Origin of the sequence: Pseudomonas sp. Q12-87 (genome assembly GCF_001269755.1) — a bacterium.
GTDB lineage: Bacteria > Pseudomonadota > Gammaproteobacteria > Pseudomonadales > Pseudomonadaceae > Aquipseudomonas > Aquipseudomonas fluorescens_S.
In genome coordinates, this window is sequence record NZ_LHVI01000004.1 from 416,828 (window position 1) to 436,830 (window position 20,003).

Consider the following 20,003-nt stretch of genomic DNA (forward strand, 5'->3'; position numbering starts at 1 on the left):
AGCTTGCTCCCGCTCGACTGCGCAGCAGGCGCAATCCGGTTTCTATCTCTGCGTTGGGGACCGCTTCGCGCTCCAGCGGGAGCAAGCTCCCTCGCCACGGTAGATGGTGCGCCGACTCAAAGAGCGGGCAAGCCTCATTCCCCCACCTTCTGCGGATTCAACCAACCCCGAACCCGCCGAAACAGCTGTTCCTGCTCCGCCGATGGGTTGGGCAGGGCCTTTAGGGAAACCTGGCTGAAAGTCGAGCCTTTGAGGCGCTTGCTTGCCTGCAAGCGTTCCAGCGCCGCGTTGCGATCCAGCGACTTGTCCATGTAGAAAATGTCGGCGGTTGCCAATTTCAAAGTCGGGGTCAGCTCGGCAAGGCCGGGTTTGGCGGTCACCGGCGTCTGGGCGGCGACCATCACGAAACGCTCGATCTGCGAAGGCTGTTTTTCATTCAAGTAGCGCGCTGCCCAATAGGCGCCGGTGCCGTGGCCCAGCAGCACGATGCTGCGGGCGCTCTGCTGTTCGGCGTAGGCCAGTGCCGCATCGATACGGGCGAAGATGCGCTCGGCATCGGCCTGGGCGTGTTCTTCATCGGTTTGGGCTGCGACCGGGTCCGCGGCGTCGGCTTCTCCCCCGGCAACCTGTTCGATGGGCGCTGCCGTGGTGGCATCCGGTGCGGCGGCGGCCGTGTCGGCTGGCTTGGTCTCGGGAGGTGTTTCCACCACACGTGGCGCAATGACGTCGCCTTGCAGGTCTGGCAGGGTGATACTCAGGCTGCTCCATTCGACATCGGGCAATTTTTTGCGCAAAGGACCGATGACTTGAGGCCAGTCAGCTGTTTCGCCGGCCCCGGGAATTATGATGACCGCGCCCTTGGGGTCGCTGGTATTGGCTGGTTTCCAGAGCGCGAGGAAGGTATCGCCGCCAGTCTGCAACTGTTGTTGTTCCTGGACCGGGATTTGTCGTTCCAGTGCGTTCGCTTCTTCCTGGCTACGCTCGGGCAAGGGCTGGCGCTCGACGGGTTTTTCCTCGGCGGCTTGCTCTGCGGCGGCGGGCGCCTTTTCTTCGGCCTGGACAGAAAAGGCACTTGGCAGGATCAGCGACAGGCACAATGCTGGCAATGCCAGGCGGTAAACAGAGGGCATCGGATATTCCATGACCAGAAGTATTTCCGGCAGCCTAAAGGGTTGGTCAGTATTTGTCAGTGCGTGAGACTTCGATGATGCGTTTTTGCTGCCTGTGGGTTATCGGCTGTTTATGGCTTCCCTTGATGACGTGGGCCGCGCCCGCGCCGTCGACGCATGCCATGCAATTGAACACCGTCCAGCGCGAGTGGCTGGCGCAACATCCGCAGTTGCGGGTCGGGCTGGTATTGCAGGCGCCCTATGCGCAGTACGACCGGCGTTTGCAACGCTTGTCCGGCACCAACGTCGAGCTGATGCAATGGCTGGGCAAAGCCCTGAACGTCGAACTGACCTGGCGCAATTTCCAAGACGTGGCGCAGTTGGAAGCAGCGGTGCGCGACGGCGAAGTGGATCTTGCCCCTGGGCTCACCCAGACGCCGGGTGGGCTCAAGCTCTGGCAGTTTTCCGATCCTTACATGCGCGTACCGCAGTTGATCGTCGGTGCGCAAAAAGGTGCCGAAGGGGTTGAACTGGAAAAACTCGACAGCCAGGCCCGGGTCGCCGTGCGCATGCCCAGCGCCACCGCTGATTACCTGCGCAGCAATTACCCGACGCTGAATCTGCAAGGCGTGCCGATGGAGCGCGAGGCCCTGCAATTGCTGCTGACCCAGCAGGCCCGGTACGCGGTGGTCGATGAGGCGCAACTGGGGCGATTGATGGTCGAGCCCGAGTTCGCCGAGCTTGCGGTGGTCGGCGACATCGGTCTGCCGCAATTGCTGAGGGTTGCCACCCGCCGGGACTGGCCGGAACTTGGCGAGATCATCGACAGCGCTTTGCAGGCGATCCCGGCCAAGGAGCTGGAACAATTGCACAGCCGTTGGCTCAAGCCAAAATACCCGCGCCTGACCGAGACCCCGGGCTTCTGGCAGAACCTGACCCTGTTGATGCTGGCCCTGTTGTTGAGCAGCGTCGCCATCGTGTTCTGGCAACGCCGCCAGCAACGTGGACTTGAACGCCGCCTGCGTGCCGCAAGAGAGGACATCGCCCAGCGTGCGGCCAGCGAAGAAGCCTTGCGCCTGACCCAGTTTTCCATCGATCAAAGCACCGTCGGCATCCTGTGGGTCAACTGGGACAGCCACGTGCGTTACGCCAACCGAGCGGCGGAGCTCATGCTTGGCTATGCCCCCGGGGCCCTCATCGACCGCCCGTTGATCGATTTTGAACCGGGCCTGCACATGGACCGCTGGCTGAACCTGTGGAAGCGCGCCCGGGCCAGTGACGACGGGCCGCAGAGTTTCGAGACCGAATGCGTGCGAGCCGATGGCAGCATCCTGCCGGCGGATGTCTCCTTGAGCTTCCTGCGTTTTCGCGACGCCGAATACCTGGTGGTCTACCTCAACGATGTGACCGAGCGCCGCCGGGCGCTGGCGGCGTTGCGCGAAAGTGAGGCGCGCCTGCAAGGCATCGCCGCCAACGTGCCGGGCCTGGTCTTTCGCCTGGAGCGGGCGCCGGTGACCGGCCAGATCGACTTTGCCTACATCAGCGAAGGCAGCGAAAGCCTGGTCGGTTATTCCCCCGCGACCCTGGCTCGCAGCGACACTGGCTTGCGCAGCCTGGTGCACCCGGACGACAAGGCCGGTTACCACCGCACCCAGGACCAGGCACTGGACAGCGACAGCGACTGGTCATGGCAGGGCCGCATCCTGACCCGCGAAGGCCAGGAGCGCTGGGCCGAGATCAAAGCGATTACCCGGCGTCTCGAAGACGGCGCCTATGTCTGGGACGGCATCGTCTGGGACATTACCGAGAGCAAACGCATCGAACTGGAACTGGCCAGCTCTCGGGAACAGCTGCGTGAGTTGTCGGCGCACCTGGAAAGCGTGCGGGAAGAGGAAAAGGCGCGCATTGCCCGGGAAGTCCACGATGAGTTGGGCCAGATGCTGACGGTACTGAAACTGGAGACGTCCATGTGCGAACTGGCCTACGCCCAACTGGACCCGGGCCTGCAGGAACGGCTCAACAGTATGAAGCGCCTGATTGCACAGCTATTCCAACTGGTGCGGGACGTGGCGACGGCGTTGCGCCCGCCAATCCTCGATGCCGGCATCGCCTCGGCCATCGAATGGCAGGCTCGGCGCTTCGAGGCGCGGACGCAGATTCCATGCCTGGTGCAGGTGCCGGACAACCTGCCGCGGTTGAGCGACGCCAAGGCCATCGGCCTGTTCCGGATTCTTCAGGAAGCGCTGACCAACGTGATGCGCCATGCCCAGGCGCATACGGTGGAATTGACGCTGGTCCGGCAAGGTGACGAATTGTGTCTGACGGTCAGCGATGACGGTGTAGGCTTTGTTGCCAATACGGGCCGGCCGACATCCTTTGGCCTGGTCGGCATGCGTGAGCGGGTATTGATCATGGGCGGACAGTTATCCCTGGAAAGTGAGCCGGGGGAGGGGACGACCCTGGCGGTGCGGGTGCCGTTTAGCGACGCCTGATGGGTTGCCTGGGCTGGCGCTTTCGCGAGCAGGCTCGCTCCCACAGTGATCGATGTGTACATAGAACTTTGTGGGAGCGAGCCTGCTCGCGATGACCTGTCAAACTGGAGGAAAACGTGATCCGTGTACTGGTAGCCGAAGACCACACCATTGTCCGAGAAGGCATCAAGCAGTTGATCGGCCTGGCCAAGGATCTTTTAGTGGTAGGGGAGGCGAGCAATGGCGAGCAACTGCTCGAGACCCTGCGGCACGTGCCCTGCGAAGTGGTGCTGCTGGATATTTCCATGCCCGGTGTCAACGGCCTGGAGGCAATCCCACGGATTCGTGCGCTGAACAATCCGCCGGCCATCCTGGTGTTGTCGATGCATGACGAGGCGCAAATGGCCGCTCGCGCCCTGAAAGTCGGGGCCGCCGGCTACGCGACCAAGGACAGCGACCCAGCGTTGCTGCTCATGGCGATTCGCAAGGTCGCTGCCGGCGGACGCTACATCGATCCGGACCTGGCCGACCGCATGGTCTTCGAAGTCGGCCTGACCGATACGCGCCCGCTGCATTCGCTGCTGTCCGAGCGCGAATTCTCGGTCTTCGAGCGCTTGGCCCAAGGCGCCAACGTCAACGACATCGCTCAGCAACTGGCCCTGAGCAGCAAGACCATCAGCACCCACAAGGCGCGGCTGATGCAGAAGCTCAACATCACCTCATTGGCGGAACTGGTGAAGTACGCGATGGAGCACAAGTTGCTCTGACACTCACCTTGTAGGAGCGGGCTTGCTCGCGAATGCGGTGCGTCAGTTCCATCTGTATCGACTGTCACACCGCATTCGCGAGCAAGCCCGCTCCCACAGGGTTTTGTGTCGGCATATCTGTTTACGACACACCCCAACAGCGCTTTTGCCCCACGCTTGCAGCTTGCAGCTCATGACTGACCGCTGCCCTTATCCAATCCCGCCATCCCTGTAGGGCAATCCCTACCCCGACTCTTCCATCCGGCTGAGGCCATTCTCTCCTGCACCCCGATTTGCGCGGGCTCCAGGCTCCACTAGGCTTGATTCACAAGCAGTCATCAATACAAAAGGTGCGGGTATGAGCCAGGTCGATTCAAGCGCGGGGACCAGTGATGTGCTGGTCAGCTTTCGTGGTGTGCAAAAGAGCTACGATGGCGAGAACCTGATCGTCAAAGACCTCAACCTGGATATTCGCAAAGGCGAATTCCTCACCCTGCTCGGGCCGTCCGGCTCCGGCAAGACCACCAGCCTGATGATGCTCGCCGGCTTTGAAACCCCAACCGCCGGCGAGATCCTGCTGGCCGGGCGCTCCATCAACAATGTGCCGCCGCACAAGCGCGACATCGGCATGGTGTTCCAGAACTACGCCTTGTTCCCGCACATGACCGTCTCCGAGAACCTCGCATTCCCGCTGACCGTGCGTGGCCTGAACAAGAGCGACGTGAGCGATCGAGTCAAGCGTGTGCTGAGCATGGTCCAGTTGGATACCTTCGCCCAACGCTACCCGGCGCAATTGTCCGGTGGCCAGCAGCAACGGGTGGCCCTGGCCCGGGCCCTGGTGTTCGAACCACAGCTGGTACTGATGGACGAACCCCTCGGTGCGCTGGACAAGCAACTGCGTGAACACATGCAGATGGAAATCAAGCACCTGCATCAGCGCCTCGGCGTGACGGTGGTCTACGTGACCCACGACCAGGGCGAAGCCTTGACCATGTCCGACCGCGTGGCGGTGTTCCATCAGGGTGAGATCCAACAGATCGCCCCACCGCGCACGCTCTACGAAGAGCCGAAAAACACTTTCGTCGCCAACTTCATCGGTGAGAACAACCGCCTCAACGGCCGCCTGCACAGCCAGACCGGCGATCGCTGCCTGGTAGAGCTGGGCCGCGGTGAAAAGGTCGAGGCCTTGGCGGTCAATGTTGGCAAGGCCGGTGAACCGGTGACGTTGTCGATCCGCCCGGAACGGGTGAGTCTCAACGGCGCAAGCGAACAATGTGTCAACCGCTTCTCAGGGAGGGTGGCGGAATTCATCTATCTGGGCGACCACGTCCGGGTTCGCCTGGAAGTCTGCGGCAAGAATGACTTCTTCGTGAAACAACCGATTGCCGAGCTCGATCCCGGGCTCGCCGTCGGGGACGTGGTTCCGCTTGGCTGGCAAGTCGAGCATGTGCGTGCGCTCGATCCCCTTTTAGAGGCGAATTGATCGCCCCCTGCTGTACCAACACCAACCCTGCACGTGGAGAGAACAATAAATGTTGAGATCCCTGAAGTTCACAGCCCTGACTCTGGGCATGATGGGTACGGCAAGCGCGATGGCGGCGGGCCCGGACCTGACCGTTGTGTCTTTTGGCGGGGCGAACAAGGCGGCGCAGGTCAAAGCCTTCTACGCACCGTGGGAAGCGGCCGGTAACGGCAAGATCGTCGCTGGCGAGTACAACGGTGAGATGGCCAAGGTCAAGGCCATGGTCGACACCAAGAGCGTTTCGTGGGACCTGGTGGAAGTCGAGTCTCCAGAGTTGTCCCGTGGTTGCGACGAAGACATGTTCGAGCAACTGGACCCAGCCTTGTTCGGTAAGGCTGAAGACTACGTCAAAGGCGCAATCCAGCCTTGCGGCGTAGGCTTCTTCGTATGGTCGACCGTGCTGGCCTACAACGCCGACAAACTGAAAACCGCACCGACCAGTTGGGCAGATTTCTGGGACACCAAGCAATTCCCGGGCAAGCGTGGCCTGCGTAAAGGCGCCAAATACACCCTGGAATTCGCCCTGATGGCCGACGGCGTCGCGCCGAAGGACGTCTACAAGGTGCTGGCTGGCAAGGACGGCCAGGATCGCGCCTTCAAGAAGCTTGACGAGCTCAAGCCGAACATCCAGTGGTGGGAAGCCGGCGCCCAGCCACCGCAATACCTGGCCTCCGGTGACGTGGTCATGAGCTCGGCCTACAACGGCCGGATCGCCGCGGTGCAGAAAGAAAGCAACCTGAAAGTGGTGTGGAACGGCGGTATCTACGACTTCGACGCCTGGGCCATCCCACGTGGCCTGGACAAGACCCGCGCCGAAGCGGCGAAGAAATTCATCGCTTACTCGGTGGCACCGCAGCAGCAAAAGACCTACTCGGAAAACATCGCCTACGGCCCGGCCAATACCCAAGCCGTTCCGTTGCTGGCCAAGGATGTCCTCAAGGACATGCCAACCACCCCGGAAAACATCGCCAACCAGGTGCAGATCGACGTCAGCTTCTGGGCTGACAACGGCGAGCAACTGGAGCAGCGTTTCAACTCCTGGGCTGCGAAGTAACCCCAGCGTTCATGGGTAAACGGGCTTTTGTGGCGAGGGAGCTTGCTCCCGCTTGAGTGCGCAGCACTCACAAAATTGGCGTTGCCGACAAAGTTTTGGGGCCGCTTCGCAGCCCAGCGCGAGCAAGCTCGCTCGCCACAATGACCCGCTCGCACAGGTTGCGATTTCAACAGAACAGAGGCGGCCCGCCGCCCCTGTAACGATCAAAAGATTTGCGGAGTTCGCCATGGCCATCGCCGTTCCACTGAACGCAGGCACCAGCCCCACCCTGAAGCAGCGGCTCAAGCGCGCCGAGCGGGTCAACCGCTGGAAGGCCCAGGCCTTGATTGCGCCGCTGGTGCTGTTTCTGTTGCTGGTGTTTCTGGTGCCGATCGTGGCGCTGTTGTTCAAAAGCGTCAGCAACCCGGAAGTCGTGGGCGCCATGCCGCGCACCGTAGCGGCCGTCGCAGCATGGGACGGACGCGGATTGCCCGGCGAACCGGTGTACAAGGCCGCCAGTGAAGACCTGGCCGAAGCTCGCAAGAATCAGACCCTCGGCGACTTGTCCAAGCGCCTGAACATGGAGCTGGCCGGCTATCGCAGCCTGTTGACCAAGACCGCTCGGGCGTTGCCGTTTGCCACTGAGCCGGCCTCCTATAAAGAAGCACTGGAAAACCTCGACGAGCGCTGGGGCGACCCCGCGTATTGGCAGGTGATCCGTCGTAATACCAGCAACGTCACCCCTTATTACCTGCTGGCGGCCGTCGATCACCGCATCGATGACCTCGGCGAACTGGCCCCGGCCACGCCGGACCAAGCCATCTACCTCGACATCTTTACCCGTACTTTCTGGATGGGCCTGGTGATCACTGCGATCTGCCTGGTGCTGGCCTATCCGCTGGCCTATCTGTTGGCGAACCTGCCATCACGCCAGAGCAACCTGCTGATGATCCTGGTACTGCTGCCGTTCTGGACTTCGATCCTGGTACGAGTCGCGGCGTGGATCGTGCTGCTGCAATCGGGTGGCCTGATCAACAGCGCCCTGATGGCCATGGGAATCATCGATAAACCGTTGGAGCTGGTGTTCAACCGCACCGGTGTCTACATCTCCATGGTGCACATCCTGTTGCCGTTCATGATCTTGCCGATCTACAGCGTGATGAAGGGCATTTCGCCCACCTACATGCGTGCGGCGATTTCCCTGGGCTGCCATCCGTTCGCCAGTTTCTGGCGGGTATATTTCCCGCAGACCTACGCCGGTGTCGGCGCCGGCTGCCTGTTGGTGTTCATCCTCGCTATCGGCTATTACATCACGCCGGCGCTGCTGGGCAGCCCGAACGACCAGATGGTCAGCTATTTCGTGGCGTTCTACACCAACACCAGCATCAACTGGGGCATGGCCACAGCACTCGGCGGGCTGCTCCTGCTGGCGACCGTCGTGCTTTACCTGATTTACAACCGACTGGTAGGCGCCAGTCGCCTGCGCCTGAGCTAAGGGGAGATCAAAATGTTGAGTCCTTATATGTCTCCCATCGAACGGGTGTGGTTCTACAGCTTGCGCACACTCTGCGGGCTGATCCTGTTGTTCCTGATCCTGCCGGTGCTGGTGATTATTCCGCTGTCGTTCAACTCCGGTAGTTTCCTGGTGTACCCGCTGCAAGGCTTTTCGTTGCAGTGGTACCACGATTTCTTCGCCTCGGCCGAATGGATGCGAGCGTTGAAGAACAGCATTGTCGTGGCCCCGGCGGCGACCTTGCTGGCGATGGTCTTCGGTACGCTGGCGGCTATTGGCCTGACCCGCGGCGATTTCCCGGGCAAGGCGCTGGTAATGGCCCTGGTGATTTCGCCCATGGTGGTGCCGGTGGTGATCATCGGTGTCGCCAGCTATCTGTTTTTCGCGCCGTTGGGCATGGGCAACAGCTTCCTTTCGCTGATCGTGGTTCACGCGGTGCTGGGCGTGCCGTTCGTCATCATCACGGTGTCGGCGACCTTGCAGGGGTTCAACCACAACCTGGTCCGGGCCGCTGCCAGCCTTGGTGCTTCGCCATTGACGGCGTTCCGTCGGGTGACCCTGCCATTGATTGCCCCGGGCGTAATCTCCGGAGCGCTGTTTGCCTTCGCGACGTCGTTCGACGAAGTGGTGGTAACGCTGTTCCTGGCCGGCCCCGAGCAAGCAACCCTGCCACGGCAGATGTTCAGCGGCATCCGTGAAAACCTCAGCCCTACCATTGCCGCTGCGGCGACGCTGCTGATCGCCTTTTCGGTGATTCTGCTGCTGACCCTGGAGTGGTTGCGTGGGCGCAGTGAGAAGTTGCGCACTGCCCAGGTATAACGTCTTACATGGCTCCAGTGTGGGAGCGGGCTTGCTCGCGAATGCGGTGTGCCAGTCGACACAAATGTTGAATGTGCCGCCGTATTCGCGAGCAAGCCCGCTCCCACAATGGGTTTGCGGCGTATTCATAAGCCGAATAGCAGACAACCCCCAATACCGAGCTATCCTTGTGCCAGCCCATACTCGAATAAGAGGCCGCGCACATGAGTCTTTCCTCATTCAAGATCGCCCACAAACTGATTACCGGCGCCGCTGCCATCGAACAACTGGCGGCCGAGCTGACACGGCTTGACGTCGATAACCCGCTGATCGTGACCGACGCCGCGCTGGTCAAGTCCGGCACCGTCGAGCTGGCCTTGCAGCATCTGGGCGGGCGCGACTACGAAATTTTCGACCGGGTCATGCCCGACCCGGAAATCGCCATCGTCGAGGACTGCATGCAGGCCTACCGCGACGGTGGCCATGACGGCCTGATCGGCCTGGGCGGCGGCAGTGCCATCGACATCGCCAAATGCGTAGGCGTCTACGCCGGGTACCACGGCGAGCTGCAGGACATGTTCGGTGTCGATCAAGTACCGCGCAAAGGCGCGCCCATGATTGCCATCCCCACCACCGCCGGGACCGGTTCGGAAGTCACCAACGTGGCGATACTTTCCGACAAGGCCGCACAGCTGAAAAAAGGCATCGTCAGTGATTACCTACTGCCGGACGTGGCGTTGGTCAGCCCACAAATGACCCTTACATGCCCTCGCGGCGTGACGGCTTCCAGTGGTGTCGACGCGTTGGTGCATGCCATCGAGGCCTACCTGTCACTCAACGCATCGCCCATCACCGATGCCCTGGCCATCGGCGCGATCAAACTGATCACCCGCGCACTGCCCAAGGCCTATGCCAACCCCGCCCACCTGCAAGCCCGCGAAGACATGGCCACTGCCAGCCTGATGGCCGGCATGGCGTTCGGCAATGCCGGCGTTGGAGCGGTGCATGCGCTGGCGTATCCGTTGGGCGGGCGCTTTCACGTGTCCCATGGCGTCGCCAATGCCTTGTTGCTGCCGTATGTCATGGCATGGAACAAGCTCGCCTGCGTCGAGCGCATGCGCGAGATCGCCGAGGCCATGGGCGTCAAGACCGCCCATTTGAGCGACCTTGAAGCCGCGGACGAAGCCGTGGAAGCCATGATCGCGCTGTGTGCCGCCGTGGAAATCCCCAAGGGCTTGAGTGGCCTGGGCGTGACCGCGGACGTAATCCCCTCGATGGCCGTGGAGGCCGCCGGGATCGAGCGGCTGATGCGCAACAACCCGCGCAAGCTGAGCGCCGGCGACATCGAGAAGATCTACCGCGCAGCGTATTGATCGACTGTCACGGTGTGCGCGCCAAATCTTGAGGTATACAATGCGCGCCATCGTGATTCTGCTCAAAACAGGTGCATCATGCAGCCCTTCGCTATTGCTCCGTCGATTCTCTCCGCCGACTTTGCCCGCCTGGGCGAAGAAGTGGACAACGTTCTGGCCGCCGGGGCCGACATCGTGCACTTCGACGTCATGGACAACCATTACGTGCCCAACCTGACCATCGGTCCGATGGTTTGCGCGGCGCTGCGCAAGTACGGCATCACTGCGCCGATCGACGCGCACCTGATGGTCAGCCCGGTGGATCGGATCGTGGGTGACTTCATCGAAGCCGGCGCCACCTACATCACCTTCCACCCCGAAGCGACGCTGCACGTTGATCGCTCCTTGCAATTGATCCGCGAGGGCGGCTGCAAGGCCGGCCTGGTGTTCAACCCGGCAACGCCCCTGGACGTGCTCAAGTACGTGATGGACAAGGTCGATATGATCCTGCTCATGAGCGTCAACCCTGGCTTCGGCGGACAGAAATTCATCCCTGGCACCCTCGACAAGCTGCGCGAAGCCCGCGCATTGATCGATGCCTCGGGGCGTGACATCCGCCTGGAAATCGATGGTGGCGTGAACGTGGGCAATATCCGTGAGATCGCTGCGGCCGGCGCCGACACCTTTGTGGCCGGCTCGGCGATCTTCAATGCGCCGGACTACCAAGAGGTGATTGAAAAGATGCGCGCTGAACTGGCCTTGGCGCGTCCATGAGCGGCTTCGAGCAGCTGTTCCCCGGCAGCCTGCCGCGCCTGGTGATGTTCGACCTCGATGGCACGCTGGTCGATTCGGTCCCGGACCTCGCGGCCGCCGTGGACAATATGCTGCTCAAGCTTGGTCGCCCGCCCGCCGGCATCGATGCGGTGCGCCAGTGGGTCGGCAATGGCGCGCCCATGCTGGTGCGCCGGGCCCTGGCCAACCACATCGATACCAACGGTGTGGATGATGCCGAGGCTGAGCGGGCGCTGGAGCTGTTCAACGAAGCCTATGAAGGCAACCATGAGCTGACCGTGGTCTATCCCGGTGTGCGCTCCACACTCAAATGGCTGAAAAAACAAGGCGTGGAAATGGCCTTGATCACCAACAAACCGGAGCGCTTCGTCGCGCCGTTGCTGGATGAGATGAAAATCGGTCGTTATTTCCGCTGGATCATCGGCGGCGACACCCTGCCACAAAAAAAGCCCGACCCGGCGGCGCTGTTCTTCGTCATGAAAATGGCCAACATCCCGGCCTCGCAATCGTTATTCGTCGGCGACTCGCGCAGCGATGTGCTGGCGGCGAAAGCGGCGGGGGTCAAGTGTGTGGCGCTGAGTTACGGCTACAACCATGGCCGGCCCATCGCCGAAGAGTTTCCTACGCTGGTGATCGACGATTTGCGCCTGCTAATTCCCAGTTGCCTGGACCCGGCCGCTGAGATAACGTTGCCCGACGCTGTTCAATCCTCTTCTGGAAACGCCATCGTGGTGGTCACTCGCAAACTCTGGATGAAAGTCATGAAGGCCCTGGCCCGCTGGCGTTGGCGCGCCTGACCTGATCCAGGCCGGTTATCCGGCGCGTTTGCATACCTGACTGTCAGCTCCTCATGCCACGAGGCACCCCATGATCCGTGAAGAATTCCTGCGCCTAGCCGCTGCCGGCTACAACCGCATCCCGCTTGCCTGCGAAACCCTGGCCGACTTCGATACGCCGCTGTCGATCTACCTCAAGCTGGCCGACGAGCCCAATTCCTATCTGCTCGAGTCGGTGCAGGGCGGTGAGAAATGGGGCCGTTATTCCATCATCGGCTTGCCGTGCCGCACCGTATTGCGGGTCCATGACCATCGCATCAGCGTGACCCACGACGGCGTCGAGATCGAAAGCCTCGAAGTCGAAGACCCGTTGGCCTTCGTTGAAACCTTCAAGGCCCGCTACAACGTGCCGACCATTCCCGGCTTGCCGCGTTTCAATGGTGGCTTGGTGGGGTACTTCGGCTACGACTGCGTGCGCTACGTGGAGAAACGCCTGGGTGCCTGTCCGAACCCCGATCCACTCGGCGTGCCGGACATCTTGCTGATGGTTTCCGACGCCGTGGTGGTCTTCGACAACCTCGCTGGCAAGATGCACGCCATCGTCCTGGCCGACCCGTCCCGGGAAGATGCCTACGAGCAAGGTCAGAAAAGTCTGCAGGCACTCCTGGAAAAGCTCCGTCAGCCAATTACCCCGCGCCCAGGCCTGGATTTCAGCAAGCAGTCGGCGGCCGATCCGGTGTTCCGCTCAAGTTTCACCCAGGGCGACTACGAAAAAGCCGTCGATACCATCAAGGAGTACATCCTGGCTGGCGATTGCATGCAGGTCGTGCCGTCGCAGCGCATGTCCATCGACTTCAAGGCTGCGCCCATCGATCTTTATCGGGCGCTGCGCTGCTTCAACCCAACGCCCTACATGTACTTCTTCAACTTCGGTGACTTCCATGTCGTGGGCAGTTCGCCGGAAGTGCTGGTGCGGGTCGAAGACAACCTGATTACCGTGCGGCCGATTGCCGGTACCCGCCCGCGTGGCGCCACGGAAGAGGCGGATCGGGCGCTGGAGGAGGACCTGCTGTCGGACGACAAGGAAATCGCCGAGCACCTGATGCTGATCGACCTGGGCCGCAACGACACCGGGCGCGTCTCGGAAGTCGGTTCGGTGAAGCTCACCGAGAAGATGGTCATCGAGCGCTATTCCAACGTGATGCACATCGTCTCCAACGTCACCGGTCAATTGAAGGCCGGGCTGACGGCGATGGACGCCTTACGCGCGATCCTGCCGGCGGGCACGTTGTCTGGCGCGCCGAAAATTCGCGCGATGGAAATCATCGACGAACTGGAACCGGTCAAGCGTGGGGTATACGGCGGGGCGGTGGGTTACTTCGCCTGGAACGGCAACATGGACACTGCGATTGCCATCCGCACCGCCGTCATCAAGGACGGTGAACTGCACGTTCAGGCGGGTGGTGGCATCGTCGCCGACTCGGTGCCGGCACTGGAATGGGAAGAAACCCTGAACAAGCGCCGCGCGATGTTCCGCGCCGTGGCATTGGCCGAGCAGACCCCAAAAGACTGAAAGTCTTTCAACATACAACTATGGCAACTCGATCAGTGTGGGAGCGAGCTCGCTCCCACAGGGTTTTCCGCGATCAGAAATCCAGACTGACGCCCAGGCTGATGCCTTGCTGGGTCAGGTCATCATCCTTGCGCAAGGTATAACCGCCCCGCAGCGCCAGGTCGTTGGTCAGTTTGTGGCTGACCCCAACGCTCAAGCGGTTCAGGTGGCTCTGCGGTGTATAGCCCTCTAGGGTGAAGTCGTTGGCCGGCAGGCTGTTGAGGGCGATATTCACCTTCTGCGTGTCGTCTTCATACTCACGTTCGTGGGCATATTCGCCGAACACCTGGGTCTGGCGGGTGAAGTTGTATTTGCCTTGCAAGCCAATCCCCAGGCGCTTCGAATCGCGGGTCTGATCATCAAACGTCAGGGCTGTGGAGCGGCTGCTCTTTTCCGAATAGCCGTCGACTTCCACCTTCGCATAATCAGCGCTGATGAACGGTGACAGGTGCCACTCGCTGCCCGGCTGGGCAATGTCGTAGCCCACGCGGGTGCTGAACGCCCACAGGTGGCCATCGGTGTCGCCTTTCTCCTGCGCTTCGTTGACGCCCAGGTCGAATTTGCGCTCCAGGTTGTCGTAGTCGAGCTTGCCGCCGGTCAGTGCGGCGTCGGCCCACCAACGGTTTTGCTGGAATTGGGCGAATGCTGTCGCCAGGTAGCTGTTGAGTTTGTAGTTCGAATCGTTATGGCCGGCATCCATGTCCTGGCGGTAGAGCCCGGCGGCAACCCCCACGCGCCACGCCTCGTTGAGCCGATAGCTGCCGCCGATGTTCAGGCTGTAGCCGCTCCCGTCGGCGCTGGCACCGCTGCCTTGGCTGTCCATGTCCAGATGCTGGCCGCCGCCAGCGACAATGGCTCGCCATTGGCCGACTGCTTGCCAGTTCTCCCAATCCGATTGCCATTGGCTGCGCAATTCATCCTGGTGGGCCCGCAAGGTCGAGTGGGCCATTTCCGGCAGCAACGTCAGTTCCCAAGGCGCTGAAAGCAAGGAGTAGGCGTAGTCGGCGATCAGTTTTTGCCCGGCTTCGGTAGGGTGAACCGAGTCGTTGTAGATCAGTTTGCTAGGGTCAGGCGTGGCGCTGTTGATGCCATAGGTGGCGTTTTCCGTGCAGCCGTTGCCGCTGAAACAGGTGGCTGTGAGGTTCTCCCCGGTGGCGAGGCCGAACCGTGCCGGGTCGGCGAAGCTTTCTTGCAGCAGCAACGGAACGTTCAGTGGAATGACTTCGGCATCGATGCCTTGCAGTCGCGTGACGAGTTGCTGGTTGAACTGATTGCTGAGCTGCGAGACGGCGCCTTGCAATGGGGTGCCATTCAGCGCCGGCGTCAGGCCCAGGTCGGGCAGCAGCCAGACCATCACATAACGGGCGCCGGCGGTTTGCAGCACTTGAACGCTGTCGGCCAGGCGGTCTGCGGCGGCGGTCGCCTGTGCAGGGCTCAACACCAAGCCTTGGAGGAAGTCGTTACCGCCCCCGGAAATGTAATAGAGCGCATTCGGATCGGCGCGCAGGCCATTGGACTGCAGATAGCCGGGGCGACTGCGCTCGCCGGTATCGGACACGCCGGTAATCGATTCCAGGATCTGATCGGTACGATAACCACCCACCGCCCAGTTGTTGCCATCTGCCAGCCCCTCGCCGGCGCGCACCGCCGATGTGGAGGCGGCGGTCTCGTCGGCGGAATAACCCAGGCGCCCGCCGAGCAGTTGGGTGGAGTTGGCTGAGTAGCTCTCGCCGCTGCCGTCGAGATAGGACGGGCCGGTTCGATTGGTGAAGCGCTGCGTTGCCCCGGCGGGGCCGTTCGGGTCGGCGAACTGGCCGGCATCGTTGAGGCTGTCACCGAACACGATGAACTTGGAATAAGGGTTGGGCGCAGCGGTGGCCTGGGCACAGGCCATCGCGAGCAGACAGCTGGCAATCGGTACGAATAATGTCTGTTTGATCATGGGAAAGTCCGTTTTTATCTTATTTTTGTGGGGAAAACGAAACGACAGTACCAAAAACTTTCGGCCTTTTGCCATCTATCCGCCGTGACGCGATTGTTTCAAAGCCCTTCCGGGGTTGGTCATATTGCGTGCTCCGCCCAGCTAAGCTACTGTGCCGGGACGTATGAACGAGACTTCCCCTGTGTCGATTGTCAGCAAACTTCTGGATCAAATGATCAAGGCACACGCCCGCTGGCGTTGGCGCGCCTGACATTCTTCGCCGGCCCCGGCCGGACCTGTACCGATTTGCCTTCTTTACCCGCTTGGAAGCCGCTTCGCCGGGGCATCATCCGCCCTGCCAAGCGCAGCACCGTGCGGGTCACTCTCCGAAGGCTGTATTTAAAGTCAGTGAATTCAATAGGTTGCTTACGCCATGTTGCTGATGATCGATAACTACGACTCTTTTACCTATAACGTTGTGCAGTACCTCGGCGAGCTAGGCTCCGAGGTCAAGGTCGTGCGCAACGACGAACTGACCATCGCTGAAATCGAAGCCCTCAATCCCGAGCGCATTGTGGTCTCGCCCGGTCCTTGCACGCCGACAGAAGCGGGCATCTCCATCGAGGCCATCAAATATTTCGCCGGCAAGCTGCCGATTCTTGGCGTCTGCCTGGGGCACCAGTCGATCGGCCAGGCATTCGGTGGCGATGTGGTGCGTGCCCGGCAGGTCATGCACGGTAAGACTAGCCCGGTATTCCACGAGGACAAGGGGGTATTCGAAGGCCTCAATCATCCGCTGACCGTGACCCGCTATCACTCACTGATCGTCAAGCGCGAAACCTTGCCTGACTGCCTTGAGTTGACTGCCTGGACGCAGCTTGAAGACGGCTCGGTGGATGAAATCATGGGTTTGCGCCACAAGACCTTGAACATCGAGGGTGTGCAATTTCATCCCGAGTCTATTCTCACCGAGCAGGGCCACGAGCTGTTCGCCAACTTCCTCAAACAAACCGGCGGCATGCGCTAAGGACTTTCCAATGGATATCAAGACAGCCCTGAGCCGTATCGTCGGCCATCTCGACCTGAGCACCGACGAGATGCGCGACGTAATGCGCGAAATCATGACCGGACAATGCACGGACGCGCAGATCGGCGCGTTCATGATGGCCATGCGCATGAAAAGCGAGAGCATCGATGAAATCGTCGGCGCGGTCTCGGCCATGCGCGAACTGGCGGACAAGGTCGAGCTCAAGACCCTGGAGCGCGTCGTGGACGTGGTCGGCACTGGTGGGGACGGTGCCAATATCTTCAACGTCTCCACCGCGTCGTCATTCGTTGTCGCGGCGGCCGGCTGCACCGTTGCCAAGCATGGCAATCGCGCGGTCTCGGGCAAGAGTGGCAGTGCTGACCTGCTTGAAGCGGCCGGTATCTACCTGAACCTGACCCCGGTCCAAGTGGCGCGCTGCATTGATAACGTCGGCATCGGTTTCATGTTTGCCCAGACCCACCACAGCGCCATGAAGTACGCCGCCGCACCCCGTCGTGACCTGGGGCTGCGCACGCTGTTCAACATGCTCGGCCCGCTTACGAATCCGGCCGGCGTGAAACATCAGGTCGTCGGCGTGTTCAGCCAGGCGCTGTGCCGGCCATTGGCGCAAGTCCTGCAACGGCTGGGCAGCAAACATATCCTGGTGGTCCATTCGAAGGACGGGCTGGACGAATTCAGCCTGGCGGCGCCTACCTTCGTCGCCGAACTGAAAAATGATCAGATCAGCGAGTATTGGGTCGAACCTGAAGACTTGGGCATGAAGAGCCAGAGTTTGCACGGTCTGGCAGTCGATGGTCCGGCGCAATCGCTGGAGCTGATCCGCGACGCCCTGGGCCGGCGCAAGACCGAGAACGGCCAGAAAGCCGCTGAGATGATCGTCCTCAATGCCGGCGCTGCGTTGTACGTCGCCGACCATGCCAGCAGCCTCAAGCAAGGCGTGGAACTGGCGCATGATGCGTTGCACACTGGCCTGGCCCGGGAAAAGCTCGAAGAGTTGGGTGCATTTACCGCGGTATTCAAAGTGGAGAATGAAGGATGAGCGTGCCAACGGTTCTGGAAAACATTCTGGCTCGCAAGGCTGAGGAAGTGGCTGAACGCCGCGCTCGGGTCAGTCTGGCCGAGCTGGAAAACCTCGCGCGTTCAGCCGATGCACCGCGGGGTTTCGCCAAGGCGCTGATCGATCAGGCCAAGAAGAAACAGCCGGCGGTGATCGCCGAAATCAAAAAAGCCTCCCCGAGCAAGGGTGTGATTCGTGAACACTTCGTCCCGGCCGACATTGCCAAAAGCTACGAGAAGGGCGGCGCGACGTGCCTCTCGGTGCTGACCGATGTCGATTTCTTCCAGGGTGCCGACGAATACCTGAAGCAGGCGCGGGCAGCGTGCCGGCTTCCGGTGATCCGCAAGGATTTCATGATCGACCCTTATCAGATCGTCGAGGCGCGTGCGCTTGGCGCCGATTGCGTGCTGTTGATCGTGTCTGCCCTGGATGATGTGAAAATGGCCGAGCTGGCGGCAGTTGCCAAGGGCGTTGGGCTGGATGTCCTGGTGGAGGTCCATGACGGCGACGAGTTGGAGCGGGCCCTGAAAACCCTCGACACCAAACTGGTGGGCGTAAACAACCGCAACCTGCACACCTTCGAAGTCAGCCTGGAAACCACCCTGGACTTGCTGCCGCGCATCCCTCGCGATCGCCTGGTCATCACCGAAAGCGGCATCCTCAACCGGGCCGATGTCGAGCTGATGGAAGTCAGCGATGTGTACTCGTTCCTGGTGGGCGAAGCGTTCATGCGGGCCGAGAGCCCGGGCACCGAATTGCAGCGCTTGTTCTTTCCCGAGCGTGGCCTTCCGGTCAGCGGTTCGACGCTGGACTGATTCAATGTCGCCAGCGATCTCCCTGACCGTCGAAGCCGGCCTGCAAGCTGAACAGGATCTCTTGGCCAGTATCTGCGCCGGCGATGCTGAGTTCGGCCTGTTGTTCTGGCAGCCCAACGATCGTGCGCTGGTCATGCCGCGCCGCTTGAGCCGCCTGCCGGGGTTCGAACACGCCTGTGAGATATCGGCGGCGAACGGCTGGCCAGTGTTGCTGCGCGAAACCGGCGGCGAACCGGTGCCGCAATCGGTCGCCACCGTCAATATCGCCCTGGTCTATGCGCCACCGCGCAGCGAGGGCGATCACGGCCGGATCGAAACCGCTTATCGTCGATTGTGCGACCCTATCTGCCAGTTGCTGGATGAATTGGGCGGCGTGGCTTCCCTCGGCGAAGTGGAGGGGGCTTTTTGCGACGGGCGATTCAACGTCAACCTCGATGGCCGGAAAATGGTCGGCACCGCTCAGCGCTGGCGCCAGAGCAAGGGCGGCCAACGTCCGGTAGGACTGGTTCATGGTGCGCTTCTATTGGATAACGAGCGCGAATCGATGGTCGCGGCGGTCAATCGCTTCAATGAGGCCTGTGGCCTGGAGCAGCGCGTGCGTGCCGAAAGCCATATAGCCTTGCACGAAAAATTCCCGGCGCCCCTCGCACTGGCGCGGCTCGAGGCGTTGTATCGGGCGCTGCTGGTCGCGCTGCCTGGCGTTTAGCGTGTTCCGAACACCACCATGGTCTTGCCTTTCACGTTGACCAGGTTGCGCTCTTCCAGATCCTTGAGTACCCGGCCGACCATCTCGCGGGAACAGCCGACAATCCGACCGATTTCCTGGCGAGTGACCTTGATCTGCATACCGTCCGGGTGAGTCATCGCATCGGGTTGCTTGCACAGTTCCAGCAGGCAGCGGGCGACACGCCCAGTCACGTCGAAGAATGCGAGGTCCCCAACCTTGCGCGTGGTGTTGCGCAGGCGCTGTGCGATTTGTCCGCTGAGGACGTAAAGAATGTCCGGGTCTTGCAGGGACAATTCTCGGAATTTGGCGTAGCTGATTTCCGCCACTTCACATTCGATTTTCGTCCGCACCCAGGCGCTGCGCTGCTGTTCCTTGCCAGCTTGTTCGAACAACCCCAGTTCGCCGAAAAAATCTCCGGAATTGAGATAGGCGATGATCATTTCTCGGCCGTCATCGTCCTCGATCAAAATCGTGACAGACCCCTTGATAATGAAAAACAATGTATCGGAACGATCCCCCGCGCAAATGATGTTGTGCTTGGCTGGATAGCGACGGCGCTGACAATGCATCAACAGCTTGTCCAGGTTCTTGATCTTGAGCGTGGGAGTAATGGCAACCATGGTTGTGTCCCGAAAATTGCGCGCTGTGGTGGCTTGTTTTTGTGTGAAGTGATTGGCTATCAACAAAAAAGCTGGCAATAAGCCAGCGATT

General features: G+C 61.1%; 17 protein-coding genes. 14 read left to right on the forward strand and 3 right to left on the reverse strand.

Annotated features, from left to right (window positions below; all coding sequences use genetic code 11):
• Positions 1 to 134: 134 nt before the first annotated feature.
• Complete coding sequence (locus AD663_RS02925) at positions 135 to 1,130, reverse strand: alpha/beta hydrolase family protein (RefSeq protein ID WP_053213245.1); 996 nt, start codon at positions 1,128 to 1,130, stop codon at positions 135 to 137.
• Positions 1,131 to 1,204: 74 nt separating this feature from the next.
• On the opposite strand from AD663_RS02925, the gene AD663_RS02930 reads away from it, so the two are divergent.
• The 10 genes from AD663_RS02930 (at position 1,205) to trpE (ending at position 13,685) form a co-directional block, all read left to right on the forward strand.
• Positions 1,205 to 3,601, forward strand: coding sequence for a PAS domain S-box protein (locus tag AD663_RS02930; RefSeq protein ID WP_033045898.1), 2,397 nt, complete (start codon positions 1,205 to 1,207; stop codon positions 3,599 to 3,601).
• Positions 3,602 to 3,717: 116 nt separating this feature from the next.
• Positions 3,718 to 4,347: a response regulator transcription factor gene (locus AD663_RS02935; protein ID WP_003177702.1), complete on the forward strand. Its 630-nt coding sequence runs from the start codon at positions 3,718 to 3,720 to the stop codon at positions 4,345 to 4,347.
• Between the two features lie 337 nt (positions 4,348 to 4,684).
• Positions 4,685 to 5,809: an ABC transporter ATP-binding protein gene (locus AD663_RS02940; protein WP_003177703.1), complete on the forward strand. Its 1,125-nt coding sequence runs from the start codon at positions 4,685 to 4,687 to the stop codon at positions 5,807 to 5,809.
• Between the two features lie 49 nt (positions 5,810 to 5,858).
• Positions 5,859 to 6,902, forward strand: coding sequence for an ABC transporter substrate-binding protein (locus AD663_RS02945; RefSeq protein WP_003177705.1), 1,044 nt, complete (start codon positions 5,859 to 5,861; stop codon positions 6,900 to 6,902).
• A 226-nt stretch (positions 6,903 to 7,128) separates the two neighbouring features.
• On the forward strand, positions 7,129 to 8,376 hold the full coding sequence (locus AD663_RS02950; protein WP_053213246.1) for an ABC transporter permease: 1,248 nt from the start codon (positions 7,129 to 7,131) through the stop codon (positions 8,374 to 8,376).
• Positions 8,377 to 8,388: 12 nt separating this feature from the next.
• Positions 8,389 to 9,213, forward strand: coding sequence for an ABC transporter permease (locus AD663_RS02955; protein ID WP_003177707.1), 825 nt, complete (start codon positions 8,389 to 8,391; stop codon positions 9,211 to 9,213).
• A gap of 203 nt (positions 9,214 to 9,416) precedes the next feature.
• Positions 9,417 to 10,565, forward strand: a complete 1,149-nt coding sequence (locus AD663_RS02960; protein WP_053213247.1) for an iron-containing alcohol dehydrogenase — start codon at positions 9,417 to 9,419, stop codon at positions 10,563 to 10,565.
• A 78-nt stretch (positions 10,566 to 10,643) separates the two neighbouring features.
• Positions 10,644 to 11,318 carry a ribulose-phosphate 3-epimerase gene (gene rpe / locus AD663_RS02965; protein ID WP_053213248.1) on the forward strand — a complete coding sequence of 225 codons (675 nt, stop codon included), beginning with the start codon at positions 10,644 to 10,646 and terminating at the stop codon, positions 11,316 to 11,318.
• Positions 11,315 to 12,133 (forward strand): phosphoglycolate phosphatase, encoded by an 819-nt coding sequence (locus AD663_RS02970; RefSeq protein WP_053213249.1) that lies wholly within the window; start codon positions 11,315 to 11,317, stop codon positions 12,131 to 12,133. The genes rpe and AD663_RS02970 overlap by 4 nt, the downstream gene beginning before the upstream one ends.
• Before the next feature lie 70 nt (positions 12,134 to 12,203).
• Positions 12,204 to 13,685 (forward strand): anthranilate synthase component I, encoded by a 1,482-nt coding sequence (gene trpE / locus AD663_RS02975; RefSeq protein WP_003177711.1) that lies wholly within the window; start codon positions 12,204 to 12,206, stop codon positions 13,683 to 13,685.
• Positions 13,686 to 13,758: 73 nt separating this feature from the next.
• On the opposite strand, the gene estP is transcribed toward trpE, so the two are convergent.
• Positions 13,759 to 15,666 carry an esterase EstP gene (gene estP, locus AD663_RS02980; protein WP_003177712.1) on the reverse strand — a complete coding sequence of 636 codons (1,908 nt, stop codon included), beginning with the start codon at positions 15,664 to 15,666 and terminating at the stop codon, positions 13,759 to 13,761.
• A gap of 412 nt (positions 15,667 to 16,078) precedes the next feature.
• Here estP and AD663_RS02985 point away from each other — a divergent pair, with 412 nt between their 5' ends.
• Genes AD663_RS02985 through AD663_RS03000 form a run of 4 tightly spaced genes read left to right on the forward strand, consistent with a single transcriptional unit; the run spans position 16,079 to position 19,271 of the window.
• Positions 16,079 to 16,672, forward strand: coding sequence for an aminodeoxychorismate/anthranilate synthase component II (locus tag AD663_RS02985; RefSeq protein ID WP_053213250.1), 594 nt, complete (start codon positions 16,079 to 16,081; stop codon positions 16,670 to 16,672).
• 10 nt (positions 16,673 to 16,682) lie between these two features.
• On the forward strand, positions 16,683 to 17,732 hold the full coding sequence (trpD, locus tag AD663_RS02990; RefSeq protein WP_053213251.1) for an anthranilate phosphoribosyltransferase: 1,050 nt from the start codon (positions 16,683 to 16,685) through the stop codon (positions 17,730 to 17,732).
• Positions 17,729 to 18,565 carry an indole-3-glycerol phosphate synthase TrpC gene (trpC, locus tag AD663_RS02995; protein ID WP_003177716.1) on the forward strand — a complete coding sequence of 279 codons (837 nt, stop codon included), beginning with the start codon at positions 17,729 to 17,731 and terminating at the stop codon, positions 18,563 to 18,565. The genes trpD and trpC overlap by 4 nt, the downstream gene beginning before the upstream one ends.
• Before the next feature lie 4 nt (positions 18,566 to 18,569).
• Positions 18,570 to 19,271: a lipoate--protein ligase family protein gene (locus tag AD663_RS03000; protein ID WP_053213252.1), complete on the forward strand. Its 702-nt coding sequence runs from the start codon at positions 18,570 to 18,572 to the stop codon at positions 19,269 to 19,271.
• Here AD663_RS03000 and crp read toward each other — a convergent pair.
• Positions 19,268 to 19,912: a cAMP-activated global transcriptional regulator CRP gene (gene crp / locus AD663_RS03005; RefSeq protein WP_003177718.1), complete on the reverse strand. Its 645-nt coding sequence runs from the start codon at positions 19,910 to 19,912 to the stop codon at positions 19,268 to 19,270. The genes AD663_RS03000 and crp overlap by 4 nt on opposite strands.
• Between the last annotated feature and the right edge of the window lie 91 nt (positions 19,913 to 20,003).